Source organism: Streptomyces sp. B15, from assembly GCF_018070605.1.
GTDB lineage: Bacteria > Actinomycetota > Actinomycetes > Streptomycetales > Streptomycetaceae > Streptomyces > Streptomyces smyrnaeus.
The window spans coordinates 157,051-170,041 of sequence record NZ_JAGPXJ010000002.1; the positions used below are offsets into that span (position 1 = coordinate 157,051).

Here is a 12,991-nt window from a genome sequence, read left to right on the forward strand (position 1 = left end):
ATGGCCATGGGCGCGCGGTTCGAGGGACATACGGTCATCATCTCCGGTGGCGGCTCCGGCATCGGTGCCGCCACGGCGCACCGGCTGGCCGACGAGGGCGCGGCCGTCGTCATCCTCGACAAGGAAGAGGCCGGTGCGCACCGCACCGCGCGGGAGATCACCGCCTCGGGCGGACGGGCGGCGTTCGTTCTCGGTGACGTCACGGACGAACCGGCCTGGAGGCGCGCGGTGGAGACCGCCCGCGAGGGGTTCGGGCCGGTGGACGGGCTGGTCTGCAACGCGGCGCTGGTGCGCGGTGGCGCCGTCGACGAGATCTCCGTCTCCGACTGGGAGGCCCAGCTCGGGGTGAATCTGACCGGAGCCTTCCTCGGAGTCCGTGCCTGCGCCGGCGATCTGCGCGAGCGGGGCGGCGCCGTGGTGCTGACCTCCTCCGTGCACGCCCTCGTCGGACTGCCCGGACGGCCCGCGTACGCCGCCAGCAAGGCGGGCCTCACCGGCCTCGGCCGCCAGCTCGCCGCCGACTTCGGTCCCCGGGTACGGGTCAACTCCGTACTGCCGGGGCCGATCATGACGCCCGCCTGGGACGAGGTCGACGAGGAGGACCGGCGACAGGCGGCCGGCGAGACGGTCGTCGGCCGCCATGGGCGCCCCGACGAGGTCGCCGCCGCCATCGCCTTCCTGCTCTCGCAGGACGCCTCCTTCGTGACGGGCGCCGGACTGGTGGTGGACGGAGGCTGGAGCGTATTCAAGAACTCTGTGTGAGCCGGGCTGGGGCCCCGAGCGAGCCGCCCCGGCTCAGTCGGCCATGTCCGCGTGGGCGATGGCCCGCTCGATACGGGCCCGCACCAGATACTCGCCGGGGACGGCATTGCGTGCCCCGAAGGTCTCGGCCCGGTCGGCGCCCATGTAGCGGCCGGCGATCCGGGTGGCCCACTCGCGCATCAGCTCCAGATCGTCGATGAACTGGGCCGCGACGCATTCCAGCATCACAAAGCTGAACGGCGGCTCCTGGGTGTCCACACAGAGCGCGAAGCGCGGGTCGCGGCGCAAGGAGCGGTACTTGAGCGAACTGCCGCCGGTGTTGAAGAGCAGTTGGCCCTCCTCGTCCAGCAGGAACCATACGGGGGTGACATGAGGGCGGCCGTCCTTGCGGGTGGTCGCCAGCTTCCCGGTGCGGGTGCCCGTGAGGACGAAGTCGCGCCACTGGGCTTCGGTCATCTGCTGCATTGCCACGTCTCCGCAGTCGGTCCGGACGATCGGATCAGAGGTGATCACAGGCTTCGGATCAGAGATGATCAGGTGATCACGGACTTCGGACCTCAGCCTAGAACCCGGCACCGACAGCAGGAGCCGGACACGACGCGGGAGGCGGCAGCCGGAGCCGGACCCGAGGGTGCCGGAGTCAGCGTGCTCCCGCCGGCTCCAGCTCCGCCGGGCCCACCCCGGCGCGCCGGGCCAGGGCGACGGCCTGCAGGGTCGAGTGGACGCCCAGCTTCCCCAGGACGTTTTGCATATGGGTGCGCACCGTGTGCGGCGACAGATACAGCCGTTCCGCGACGGCCTTGCGTCCCAGCCCCGCCACCATGCACCGCAGCACCTCCCGCTCGCGCGGGGTCAGGGACTCCACGAGGCGTTCGCTCTCGGTGCGGTGCTTGCGGCTGGCGGTCAACTCCTTGAGCACGCCGGTGAGGAGGGCGGGCGGCAGATGGGTCTCGTCCTTGAGGACACCGCGGATCACCTGCAGCAGCCGGGAGAGGGAGCAGTCCTTGGCGACCCAGCCGCCCGCGCCCGCCTGGAGCGCAGCGGCGGCGTGCCGGGGGTCGTCCCGTTCGGCCAGGACGACGGTGCGCACCGTCGGATAGTCGGCGCGCACGCGCGCCACCAGCGGTAACCCGCCGGTGGCGACCGCGGTCGCCGGCGTATCGGCGGTCGAGGCGACCGCCGCGCCGGTGACCGCCGGTGCCGACGGTTCGTCGGAGGTGCCCAGCAGCCTGCCGGGCAGGTGCCTGTCACCGTTGGTCCGTGCCGAAGCCGGCTGGGGCGCTCCGCCCTGGGCGGGCACGGGTCCCGGGCCGGGCATCGCACCGTGGGCGGGCTGCGCCGCGCCGTTCAGCGGGGCGCCCAGATCGGCGTCGACGAGCAGGACGTCGAACCGGCGGCCCTCTGCCGCGCCACGCTCCAGATGGCGCAGCGCTGCCGCGCCACTGCCCGCCGCGCCGACTTCGACGTCCTGTTCCGCCGCGAGCGCCGCGGCCAAGGACTCGGCGAAAATGCGGTGGTCGTCGACCACCAGCACGCGAATACGTTGCATGGCACCCCCTGGCAGTGCGGGCACGGCGCCCATGCGCGGGAAAGCGCGCCATCGACACGGCCGCCGCCGTGTTCGCTGTCTACCCCGCCCCTGGGCGTCGTACCCGGCTGTCTCGCCCCCTGATCAGCACCGGCCCCCACCGGCGCTGTACAAGATTCAGGGTACGGCTGGGCTGTGACAACGGAAGGCAAATCACAAAAATCGTTCCACTCGTGATCCCACGAGGGGCGCGCCGGGGCGCGTCAGGAGCGCAGGCGCGCGGCCGGAATCCGCGCGCGGGACAGGCGTCGCGCGCCCGGGAGCAGCCGTCTCACAAGCGCCGCGCACCCGCGCTCGGCACCGCCTCGAACACCTGCGGCACCAGATGGCCCCCGGCCTCGAACGCCGAGGTCACCGCCTCTGCGATCTTCTCGGTCTGCGTCTCCTCGGCCAGCACGATCGCCGAACCGCCGAAGCCGCCGCCGGTCATCCGGGCGCCGAGCGCACCCGCGGCGAGCGCGGTGTCGACCACCAGGTCCAGTTCCTCGCAGGAGACACGGAAGTCGTCCCGCAGGGAGGCGTGCCCCGCGGTCAGTACCGCGCCCACCGCGCGCGTCTCGCCCGCGTCCAGCAGGGCGATCGTCTCCTCGACCCGCCGGTTCTCCGTGACGATGTGCCGTACACAGCCGCGCACCTCGGGGTCGTCCAACCGGGCGTCCAGGCGGGCGAGCGCCGCGTCGAGCTCCTCGTGGGCCACATCGCGCAGCGCCGAGACTTCGAGCGCCCTCGCGCCCGCCTCGCACGCTCGGCGGCGCCCCGCGTAGGCGCCGTCGGCCAGCGTGTGCTTGACGCGGGTGTCGACGACGAGCATCCGCAGTCCCTCGGCGGAGAGGTCGAAAGGTACCTGCCGCTGAGTCAGGTCGCGGGTGTCCAGGTGCAGTACATGGCCCTCGGCGCAGCAGGCGGAGGCCATCTGGTCCATGATCCCGCAGGGCATGCCGACGAAGTCGTTCTCCGCGCGCTGGCACAGCCGCGCCAGCCACGGCCGGGACAGCCCCAGCTCGTACAGCTCCGACAGCGCGAGCGCGGTGGCGACCTCCAGCGCCGCCGACGAGGAGAGCCCGGCACCGGTGGGCACGGTGCTGGAGATCTGCACGTCCGCGCCGCCGATCGGCAACCCCGCCTCGCGCAGCGCCCATACGACACCGGACGGGTACGCGGCCCAGCCCCCGTCCGCGCCCGGCGTCAGCTCGTCGAGCCGCAGCTGGTAGGCGGCGCCCGGCACATCCGCCGAGTGCAGCCGCAGCACACCGTCGTCGCGCCGGGAGACGGCCGCGTGCACCGTGTGCGGAAGGGCGAGGGGCATCACGAAACCGTCGTTGTAGTCCGTGTGTTCGCCGATGAGGTTCACCCGGCCCGGCGCCGCCCAGACACCCTCCGGCTCGGCCCCGTAGACCTCCACGAACCCCTCGCGGACCTTCCGACTCACGCTGCGCCCTCCGGTGTCCGCTCCTGGGCGGTGCCCGCCACGTCCTGCGCGAATCGCCAGGCGTCCGCCACGATCTCCTCCAGTCCGCTGCGCTCCGGCCGCCAGCCCAGCGCCTGCCGGGCCCGCTCGGCGGAGGCGACCAGCACCGCCGGGTCACCACCCCGGCGCGGGGCGACCTCCTCCGGTACGTCGTACCCGGTGACCTTGCGGACGGTCTCGATGACCTCCCGTACCGAGAAACCGTTGCCGTTGCCGAGGTTGCAGATCAGATGCTCGCCCGCGGTCGCGCTGTCGAGGGCGAGGAGGTGGGCCTTGGCCAGGTCGGCGACGTGGATGTAGTCGCGCACGCAGGTGCCGTCGGGCGTCGGGTAGTCGTCGCCGTAGACGGAGATCCTGGCGCGCCGCCCCTGGGCGACCTGGAGCACCAGCGGGATCAGGTGCGACTCGGGGTCGTGGCGCTCACCGTAGGCGGTGCCGTCGGCGGCGAAGTAGGCGCCCGCCACATTGAAGTAGCGCAGCGAGGCCGCGGCCAGCCCGTGCGCCGCGCACTCGCCGCTGATCATGTGGTCGACGGCCAGTTTCGACGCGCCGTACGGGCTGGTGGGCGCGGCGGGGTCGGTCTCGGTGATGGGAGTGCGCTCCGGTTCACCGTAGACGGCGGCCGTGGAGGAGAAGACCAGCTTGCCCACGCCCGCCCGGCGCATGGCGGCCAGCAGTTCGATGGTGCCGCCGACGTTGTTGCGCCAGTACTTCTCGGGATGCTCGACGGACTCGCCCACCTTGGAGTGCGCGGCGAAGTGCAGTACGCCGTCGTACGAGGCGTCCAGTACGCGTGCGGCGTCCTGGATGCGGCCGCGGACGAACTCGGCACCGGCCGGTACGCCCTGGGGGAAGCCGGTGTCGAGGTCGTCGAGCACCGTGACGGTGTGCCCTGCCTGCAGCAGGTGGGCCGCCACGACGCTGCCCACATATCCGGCCCCGCCGGTCACCAGGTACTTAGCCATTACCCCAGTCCTTTGTTCGCTTCTCCGCCCACACGGCGGCCTGACCCACCATCCTCGACCGCGCCCCGGCAGCCGCGTGCACGTCGCTCACCAGCGTCCTTTGTTCGCTTCTCCGCCCACACGGCAGCCTGACCCACCATCCTCGACCGCGCCCCGGCAGCCGCGTGCACGTCGCTCACCAGCGTCCTTCGTTCGCTTCTCCGCCCACACGGCGGTCGCCTCCGCGTCGACGGGCCCCACGAAACCATCTCTCTCTGTGCGTTTCATGAAGCCACCTCCCGCAGGCGCTGCGCCGCGGCTTCCGGGGGCACATCGTTGATGAACACGTTCATGCCGGATTCGGAACCCGCGAGGAACTTCAGCTTGCCGGGAGCCCGTCGGATGGTGAAAAGCTCCAGATGCAGTGCGAACTCGTCGCGAGCCGCGAGGCGGGGATCGCCGTCGACGGAGCCGTCGGGGAACGGTGCCTGGTGCCAGGCGGCGATGTAGGGGGTACGGGACGCGGGCTCGCCGAACAGACGGTCGAAGCGGCGCAGCAGCTCCAGGTAGATGCGGGGGAACTCCGCGCGGGCCTCCTCGCCGAGCGCGAGCAGATCGGGCACCCGGGATCTGGGGTACAGATGCACCTCGTACGGCCAGTGTGCGGCGTAGGGCACGAACGCCGTCCAGTGTTCGCCCTCGATGACCACCCGCTCCTGGGCGGCGCGTTCGGCCGCGACGAGGTCGTCGAAGAGGTTGCCGCCGGCCTTGGCCGCGTGCTCGGCCACAGAGCGCAGCATCCGGACGGTGCGCGGGGTGGTGAACGGATAGCCGTAGATCTGACCGTGCGGGTGGGAGAGGGTCACCCCGATCTCCTCGCCGCGGTTCTCGAAGCAGTACACCTGCTCGACACCGGGCGATCGGGACAGATCCGCGGTGCGGTCGGTCCACACGTCCAGGACGAGTCGGGCCTGCTCCTCGTCGAGGTCGGCGAAGGAGGCCTGGTGGTCCGAGGTGAAGCTGACGACCTCGCACCGGCCGGCGCCGGGCGCGTGCCGGAAGAGCCCGGCGGAGTCCTCGGTCTCCTCCTTGCCGGGCGCGCCGTGGAAGGAGGGGAAACGGTTCTCGAAGACGGCGACGTCGTAGTCAGGCTCCGGGATCTCGCTCATCCGCCCCTCCCGGGAGGGGCACAGCGGGCACTCGTCGGCCGGCGGATGGTACGTGCGGGCGTTGCGGTGCGCGGTGACACCGACCCACTCGTCCAGCAGCGGGTCGTGCCGGATCTGGGAGAGCGCCTCCGTGGCGGGCATCGGACGCCGGTCGGCGGCGGTGCGGACGGCATCGTCGCTCAGGTCGTAGTAAACGATCTCGCGGCCGTCGGCAAGACGGCCTGAGGTCTTCTTCACCGGATGGCTCCTCGTTCCTAGGCCTCAAACATAATCACACACAAAGAACCAGGAGCCAACAGCGAACGAAAGGTGACAGGGAACCGGGCAGTGCGGCGACTTCCGACCTCCACCCCCACCCCGGAGCCTCGCGACAGAGCGGGCAAACCGGATGATCCGCCGCTACCACCCCTCGACAATCATCACAATCAAACAAACTCCTGCAACATGACCTTTCAAAAAGTGAAACGTCGGCGGTACGTTCGCGTCCGTTCCGATCGCGCAATGAAGCGAGTGACCCATGTTGCACCTGGCCGAAGGGCTACGGCTCCCCACCAACGGACTCGACTACACACTCCTCGGCATCTACTTCGCCGTCGTACTCGGGATCGGCTTCGCCGCCCGGCGCAGTGTGAAGACCAGCCTCGACTTCTTCCTCTCCGGCCGGTCGCTCCCCGCCTGGATCACCGGCCTCGCCTTCGTGGCGGCCAACCTCGGTGCCACCGAGATCCTCGGCATGGCGGCCAACGGCGCCCAGTACGGCGTCTACACCGTGCACTGGTACTGGATCGGCGCCATTCCCGCCATGGTCTTCCTCGGCCTGGTGATGATGCCGTTCTACTACGGCTCCAAGGTCCGCTCGGTGCCCGAGTTCCTGCTGCACCGGTTCGGGCCCTCCTCCCACCTGCTCAGCTCGGTCATCTTCGCGGTCTCCTCCGTACTGATCGCCGGCGTCAACCTCTACGCGCTCGCCCTCGTGCTGAAGGCGCTGCTGGGCTGGGAGCTGTGGATCTCCATCGTCGTCGCGGGCTTCTTCGTGCTCGCGTACATCACGCTCGGCGGCCTGTCCTCGGCGATCTACACCGAGGTGCTGCAGTTCTTCGTGATCCTCGCCGCGCTGATCCCGCTCACCGTGGTGGGCCTCAAGCGCGTCGGCGGCTGGGGCGGTATCACCGACACCCTCTCCGGTGAGAAGGGCGGCGCCTTCATGACCGCCTGGGACGGCACCGGGATCGGCTCCGACAACCCGCTGGGCGCCAACTGGCTCACCATCGTGCTGGGCCTCGGCTTCGTGATGAGCTTCGGCTACTGGACGACCAACTTCGCCGAGGTGCAGCGCGCGCTGTCCGCCAAGAACCTCTCCGCGGCCCGGCGCACCCCGCTGATCGCGGCCTTCCCCAAGATCTTCATTCCCGCGGTCGTCGTCATACCCGGCCTGATCGCGCTCGTCATGGAACCCACGCTGGGCAAGACCGAGGACGGGTTGCAGTACAACGACGCCATCCCGGTCCTGATGCGCGACCTGCTGCCCAACGGCGTGCTCGGTATCGCGGTCACCGGTCTGCTGGCGGCGTTCATGGCCGGTATGGCGGCCAACATCTCCTCCTTCAACACCGTCTTCACCAACGACATCTACGCGGCGTATCTGAAGAAGGACCGGCCCGACGAGCACTATGTGGCCACCGCCCGCTGGGTCACCGTCGTCGGCGTGCTGATCGGCATGGGGACGGCGTTCATCGCCTCCTCGTTCAGCAACATCATGAACTACCTGCAGACGCTGTTCTCCTTCTTCAACGTGCCGCTCTTCGTCGTCTTCATCATCGGCATGTTCTGGAAGAAGACCACGCCCGCCGCGGGCTTCTGGGGGCTGCTGACCGGCACCGCCGGCGCGATGGTGAACTACTTCTGGTTCTACAAGCAGGGCGTCATCGACATCCCCAGCGACCAGGGCGCCAACTTCGTCTCCTCGATCGTGGCCTTCGTCGTGGGCTCCGTGGTCATGGTGGCCGTCACACTGTTCACCAAGCCGAAGCCGGCCGAGGAACTGGCGGGGCTCGTCTACGGCACCCGCTCGCCCGGCGAGCCGGAGCCGCCCGGCGAGGGCGACGACGCCTGGTACCGCAGGCCCGCGCTGCTCGGCTGGGGCGCGCTGATCCTCGCCGCCATCTGCTACATCCCCTTCTCCTTCTGAGCCCCGACGCGAAGGACACTGAAGCCCCATGAGTCATGACAGCACCCCCTCGAAGCCAGACGCTCAGCAGGTGGCCAAGGACGTGGAGGAACTGGAGCGGCGGTCGCAGACCGCGGCGCGGCTCTTCGACGTACGCCGCATCATCGGCGGCCTGTTCGTGGTGTACGGCGTGATCGTCACCATCGCGGGGATCTTCGCCTCCGAAGAGGACCTCAAGAAGGCACAGGACATCAACATCAACCTGTGGACCGGCCTGGCCATGCTCGCCCTGGGCCTGGCGTTCCTGCTGTGGCTCCGCCTGAGCCCCACCATCCCCCCGCCGTCCCCGCAGGACACCTCCTCGCAGGACAGCGAAGCGGCGGAGTGACCGCCCCCTGGGAGCGCCCGGCTACTGCTCGCGGGCGCTCCCAGGACCGCCGGCCCGCTCCAGCAGCCCCGTGCGGGCGGCCAGGGCGGCGGCCTCCAGCCGCGAGCCGACCCCCAACTTCATGAGCACCCGCTGCACATGGGTCCGCGCCGTGCTGGGCGCGATCCCCATTCCCGCGGCGATCAGCCGGGTGTCCTCGCCCTCGGCCACCCGGACCAGCACCTCCACCTCCCTCGGGGTCAGCATCTGCAGCAGCCGGGCGCCCTCGTCGTCCGGCTCGGCGGCCGGGTTCAGCAGCTCGGCGAAGGACTGCGTCAGCAACTGCGGCGCCACGGCGGACTCTCCGGCCCTGGCCTTGACCATGGCCCGTTCGACGCCCTCGATCCGCTCGTCGTGCCGCACATAGCCGGACGCCCCCGCCGCGAAGGCGGAGGCGATCCCGCGCGGGCTCGGCACCGGACCGAGCACCACCACAGCGATCTGCGGTTTCTCTCTCTTGATCCGCACTACCGGGTCGAAGACACCCGGTTCGGCCGGCGTCGCCGTGCCCAGCAGACACACCTCCGGTGCCCTGCTGATCACCAACTCGGCGGCGCCGCCGCTGGGCGCGGCCGCCGCCAGCACACGGTGTCCGCGCAGCTTCAGCGCCGAGGCAAGGGCCTCGGCGAGCAGGCGGTGGTCGTCGACCACCATGAGCCGCACGCTCATCAAGCTCGCTCCCCCCACACACTCCCGTCGGCCCCGCACCCCCCGGCGCAGCCGTCCCTTGTTCTCCGGGAAGCTACACGCTCACTCGCCGTTCCGCGCCCCTTACGGGCTGAAATCCCCAAGGGAGGGCTTGAACCCGGCGCCTGAAGACAGCCATCGGCCCGCCATGGCACAACATGGCGGGCCGGTCACGTGGTGTGTCGGGGTCGGCTCAGTCGCTGGTCGGTGCGAAACCGACCGCGAGCCGCGGCTCCTCGTCGTTCAGGCTCGAACGGTTCTCCGAGAGCGTCTTCTCCAGCAGGAAGAACCTGTTGTGTTCGAAGATCAGCGGCGTGTCCAGCGAACCGGGGGAGACGGAGAACGCCTGCTCCCCCTCGTCGAAGTCGGAGGCCGGCATCTTCAGCAGCGTCGTCTGCTTGCCCTTCTTCGGTTCGATGGTGACGATTTCACCGCCGTGCCCGATGCTGGGGGTCTTGTAGCCGAGCACGTTGGAACCCTGCGTCTTGAACGGGATGATCTCGCGGCTCTTGCCCGACGGCGACTTCCACTTGGTGCGGCCGGAGTCGAAGTCGAAGGCCATGATCTCGTTGACCTGGGACAGGCTGTCGGAACCGCCGTCGTGCTGGGAGGTCGCCAGGTAGACCGCTTCGGGGCCGACCGCGATGCCGTAGCAGCTGTTGACGTCCACCCGGCACGGCTTCTCGTAGCGGTCGCCCAGGGAGATCTTCGCCTTGAGCTTCTTGTCCTCGCCGACGGTCAGCACATCGCTGGTCAGTTCGTCCCCCGCGCCGGCGACCAGCACCAGCGGCTTGGTGGAGGCGACGCGGACGTTGCGGACGCCCTTGGGCGGCTCGTACTTCCACTTGGCCTTGCCGGTGTCCAGGTCCAGCCGCTGCACGGAGATCTGCGGCGACTTGATGCTGCTGCCGCACTCCACGACGGCGACCAGCTCCTCGCCGCCCGCGTAGCCGACGTCACGGCACTCGCTCGGCTTGGCCTCCCACAGCTTCTTCTTGTTGGAGATCTTGTAGCCGGCGGAGCCACCGATCCACGCCGCGGCCACGGTGTCACCGCTGATGGCGACGCTGTCCACGGACTGCGTCTCCATGTTGGGCATCGTCTGGTCCCAGGCGATCTTCTTCGCGTCCAGGTCGACGACGACCAAACGGGTGCAGTCGGCGCTGTTGGAGATGGTCTCCTGCACGACGACGGCGACCTTGTGGTCCTTGGTCATCTCGTTGGAGGCCGCGCAGACGTTGCCCTTGAGCGAGAGCTTGGTCTCCCTGCCCGACTCGAACTCCTTGATGACCATCTCCTGGACCGAGGACTTGGCGAACACCTTGTCCGTGGCCCAGCCGCCGTTGACGCTCGTGTAGTCCTTGACCTCGGGCGCCTTCATGTCGACGACCTGCTTGGCCTGCGTGTTCTTCGGCGGCGCGTTGGGGTCCTTGTTCTCGGTGGTCTTCTCGCCCCCGCCCTTGGACTCGTTCTCCTTGCCGCCGTCGTCCTTGGTGAGGAAGAAGACGCCGCCGACGGCTATCACCGCGACGGCGACGACACCGGCGACAACCGCGATGATCTTGGAGTTGCTCTTGCCGCCACCCCCGCCACCGGGCATCCCCGCGCCGGTGTTGGCGTACGGGTAACCTCCCGGCGGCTGCTGCCCGTAGCCGCCGGGCGGCGGGCCGGGAGGACCGGGAGGACCGGGAGGACCAGGCTGCCCGGGCGGACCCGGCGGCGGGGGTGTCACGGCGCCGAAGGCGGCCTGCGTGGGAGCCGCGTGCGCGTTCTGCTGCGGGTAGCCGTATCCGGAGGGTGCCGCGGGCGGGGGCTGTGACGGCGGCCCGCCGGGTGCCTGCGCAGGCGGCGGGGGCTGCTGCGGATAGCCGTACGACGGCTGCCCGGCATCCGGCTGCTGCGGGTAGCCGTAGGACGGCTGCCCCTGCGGATCCCGCGGCGGTTCCTGCGGTGCGCCGAAGCCTCCGGATGGCGGCTGGCTAGGCGGCGGAGGCGGCTGCGACATGAACAATCCCTCGTTACGGGCAGACCGGGCGCCCGGCCCCTCGAACCCCCGTAGGGCGGAGCGAATCGGACAATGTGGCCTACCAATGGCAGACTTCGGAGCGGAAGTTCTTTCTACCATCGGACACCGAGGGCCCGGATCGCGGTTCCGTCACCGTCCGGTACCGAACCCCATGGCCATCGGTGCCGCGTCCTTCTGCGACTCCTCCTTCCCGTACAGCAGGCTCCGCTGGAGGAAGAGCCGGCCGCCCTCGTAGAGCGCCGGGGCACTGGTGCTCATGGTCGGTACCCGGAAGTGGCCCTGCTGCTCCGCGCTCTTGTCCGGCAGCCGCAGCAGCCCCCGCTGCTTGCCGTCGTCCGGCGAGACGCTGACGACCTGACCGCCCTTCTCCAGGGTCGGTGTGACATAGGCGATGGCCTTGTCGCCCTCGGTGCCGATGGGGAAGACCGTGCGGTCGTCACCTGCGCTCGACTTGAACTTCGGTTCGCCGCTGTGGAAGCCGAACCCCATCACCTCGTTGGTCCGGGCCACGCTGTCGCCGCTGCCGTCGTGTTCCTTGGTCGAGACGAAGACCGTCTTGTCGGTCGCCACGACGTTGAAACACGCCTCGCTGCCCATGTTGCCGATCCCGCAGCCCGGTTCGTAGCGCTTGCCCAGGTTGAAGGTGGCGGCGACGGAGCCCTTGTCGTCGATGGTCATGACCTCCGACTCGACCTCGTCACCGGTGCCCACCACCAGCACGATCGGATCGGTGTCCACCACCCGGACCGAGCGCCCGTCCTTCAGACCGCGGGGCAGTTTCACGTCCCAGGTGGAGTGACCGGTCTTCGGATCGAGCTGGTTGACGGTCAGTGTCCTGCCGCATTCGAGCACCGCCAGCAGCCGGGCGCCACCTCCGTAGCGGGTGTGCTCGCAGGTCTCCCCGGTCTCCTTGCTCTTCCACAGCGGGTCGCCGCCCTCGATCGGGTAGGCGGCGAAACCGCCGATCCAGGAGAGGGCGACGGTGTCCTGGGCGACCGTCAGATTGAGGTCTCCGCCGCCGAAGATGGTGTCGCCGAAGGGGACGGGCTCCTCCCAGAGCTTCTCACCGCTGTCGACGTCGAAAACCGCGACCGTGTTGCAGCCGTGGTCGCTCTTCTGGAAGGCGACCGCCGTTCGGTGGTCGTCGGTCATATGCGGCGAGGCGGCACACACCGGTCCGTCCAGCGGAAGACGCCAGGCCCGCTTGCCGTTCATGCGGTAGCCCTCGACCGCGTTGATCGTGGACTTGGCGTAGACCTTCTTGGTGGCCCAACTCCCCTCCGCCCCCTGGGAGTCCTTGACGTGGGTGTCGGGCTGCTCAAGGGTGAACAGCTGCTCGGCGGTGCGACCGCCCGGCACCGCGCTGCTGTCCTTCGCCTGGCCGCCGCCCCCGTTGCCGCCGTCGTCACCGGTGAACATCCATATGCCGCCCGCGATCAGCACCACGGCGACCACGGCCGCGACGGCGGCGAGCACCTTGGAGTTGGCACCGCCCGGCCCCGGCTGCGGGCCCGCAGGAGGCTGCGACCCCAAGGGCCCCTGTGGCCCCGGCAGCGGCGGCGGACCCGGAGGGGCCGGCGGAAAGCCACCGCCCTGCGGCTGACCGAACCCCGCTCCGGGTGGCTGCGCCGGTGGCGGACCCGTCGGCGGGGAGGGCGGCTGCGGCGGCTGTGCGGGCGGGTTCCAGCCGTGGTGCGGCGGGCGGCCGGGCGGCGGGGGCGGTGGCTGTGTCATCGCGGTTCCTCAGAACGGA

The 12,991-nt window shown here is 70.1% G+C and carries 11 protein-coding genes; 3 read left to right on the plus strand and 8 right to left on the minus strand.

Going from position 1 to position 12,991, the window contains the following annotated elements; translation table 11 throughout:
- Positions 1–762, plus strand: a complete 762-nt coding sequence (locus KBY19_RS02160; protein WP_247690505.1) for an SDR family NAD(P)-dependent oxidoreductase — start codon at positions 1–3, stop codon at positions 760–762.
- A 33-nt stretch (positions 763–795) separates the two neighbouring features.
- Here the strand turns inward: KBY19_RS02160 and KBY19_RS02165 are convergent, their stop codons facing one another.
- The 5 genes from KBY19_RS02165 to galT all read right to left on the minus strand — a co-directional run bounded on the left by KBY19_RS02165 (position 796) and on the right by galT (position 6,168).
- Entirely contained in the window at positions 796–1,227 is a 432-nt protein-coding gene (locus tag KBY19_RS02165; protein ID WP_099881774.1) for a PPOX class F420-dependent oxidoreductase, read from the minus strand.
- Positions 1,228–1,402: 175 nt separating this feature from the next.
- Positions 1,403–2,311: a response regulator transcription factor gene (locus tag KBY19_RS02170; protein ID WP_185017135.1), complete on the minus strand. Its 909-nt coding sequence runs from the start codon at positions 2,309–2,311 to the stop codon at positions 1,403–1,405.
- A gap of 310 nt (positions 2,312–2,621) precedes the next feature.
- Entirely contained in the window at positions 2,622–3,779 is a 1,158-nt protein-coding gene (gene galK / locus KBY19_RS02175; protein WP_185017137.1) for a galactokinase, read from the minus strand.
- Positions 3,776–4,783, minus strand: a complete 1,008-nt coding sequence (gene galE, locus KBY19_RS02180) for a UDP-glucose 4-epimerase GalE (protein WP_210965015.1) — start codon at positions 4,781–4,783, stop codon at positions 3,776–3,778. Before galE ends, galK begins: the two co-directional genes overlap by 4 nt.
- A 263-nt stretch (positions 4,784–5,046) precedes the next feature.
- A complete protein-coding gene (galT, locus tag KBY19_RS02185; protein WP_185017139.1) occupies positions 5,047–6,168 on the minus strand; it encodes a galactose-1-phosphate uridylyltransferase in 1,122 nt (373 codons plus the stop codon).
- A 280-nt stretch (positions 6,169–6,448) separates the two neighbouring features.
- On the opposite strand from galT, the gene KBY19_RS02190 reads away from it, so the two are divergent.
- Entirely contained in the window at positions 6,449–8,119 is a 1,671-nt protein-coding gene (locus KBY19_RS02190) for a sodium:solute symporter family protein (protein WP_099881784.1), read from the plus strand.
- Positions 8,120–8,147: 28 nt separating this feature from the next.
- Positions 8,148–8,486, plus strand: coding sequence for a hypothetical protein (locus KBY19_RS02195; protein ID WP_185017141.1), 339 nt, complete (start codon positions 8,148–8,150; stop codon positions 8,484–8,486).
- Between the two features lie 21 nt (positions 8,487–8,507).
- Here the strand turns inward: KBY19_RS02195 and KBY19_RS02200 are convergent, their stop codons facing one another.
- From KBY19_RS02200 to KBY19_RS02210, 3 genes are all read right to left on the minus strand, one after another.
- A complete protein-coding gene (locus KBY19_RS02200; protein WP_099881786.1) occupies positions 8,508–9,194 on the minus strand; it encodes a LuxR C-terminal-related transcriptional regulator in 687 nt (228 codons plus the stop codon).
- Positions 9,195–9,405: 211 nt separating this feature from the next.
- A complete protein-coding gene (locus KBY19_RS02205; RefSeq protein ID WP_210965017.1) occupies positions 9,406–11,217 on the minus strand; it encodes a PQQ-binding-like beta-propeller repeat protein in 1,812 nt (603 codons plus the stop codon).
- Between the two features lie 150 nt (positions 11,218–11,367).
- On the minus strand, positions 11,368–12,972 hold the full coding sequence (locus tag KBY19_RS02210) for a PQQ-binding-like beta-propeller repeat protein (protein WP_180289661.1): 1,605 nt from the start codon (positions 12,970–12,972) through the stop codon (positions 11,368–11,370).
- Between the last annotated feature and the right edge of the window lie 19 nt (positions 12,973–12,991).

Bases quoted from the DNA above. Each gene is read 5' to 3' on its own strand.
- KBY19_RS02195 (WP_185017141.1), top strand. From the start codon at position 8,148: ATGAGTCATGACAGCACCCCCTCGAAGCCAGACGCTCAGCAGGTGGCC.
- KBY19_RS02160 (WP_247690505.1), top strand. From the start codon at position 1: ATGGCCATGGGCGCGCGGTTCGAGGGACATACGGTCATCATCTCCGGT.
- KBY19_RS02165 (WP_099881774.1), bottom strand. From the start codon at position 1,227: ATGCAGCAGATGACCGAAGCCCAGTGGCGCGACTTCGTCCTCACGGGC.
- KBY19_RS02190 (WP_099881784.1), top strand. From the start codon at position 6,449: ATGTTGCACCTGGCCGAAGGGCTACGGCTCCCCACCAACGGACTCGAC.
- KBY19_RS02200 (WP_099881786.1), bottom strand. From the start codon at position 9,194: ATGAGCGTGCGGCTCATGGTGGTCGACGACCACCGCCTGCTCGCCGAG.
- galE (WP_210965015.1), bottom strand. From the start codon at position 4,783: ATGGCTAAGTACCTGGTGACCGGCGGGGCCGGATATGTGGGCAGCGTC.
- KBY19_RS02210 (WP_180289661.1), bottom strand. From the start codon at position 12,972: ATGACACAGCCACCGCCCCCGCCGCCCGGCCGCCCGCCGCACCACGGC.
- KBY19_RS02170 (WP_185017135.1), bottom strand. From the start codon at position 2,311: ATGCAACGTATTCGCGTGCTGGTGGTCGACGACCACCGCATTTTCGCC.
- KBY19_RS02205 (WP_210965017.1), bottom strand. From the start codon at position 11,217: ATGTCGCAGCCGCCTCCGCCGCCTAGCCAGCCGCCATCCGGAGGCTTC.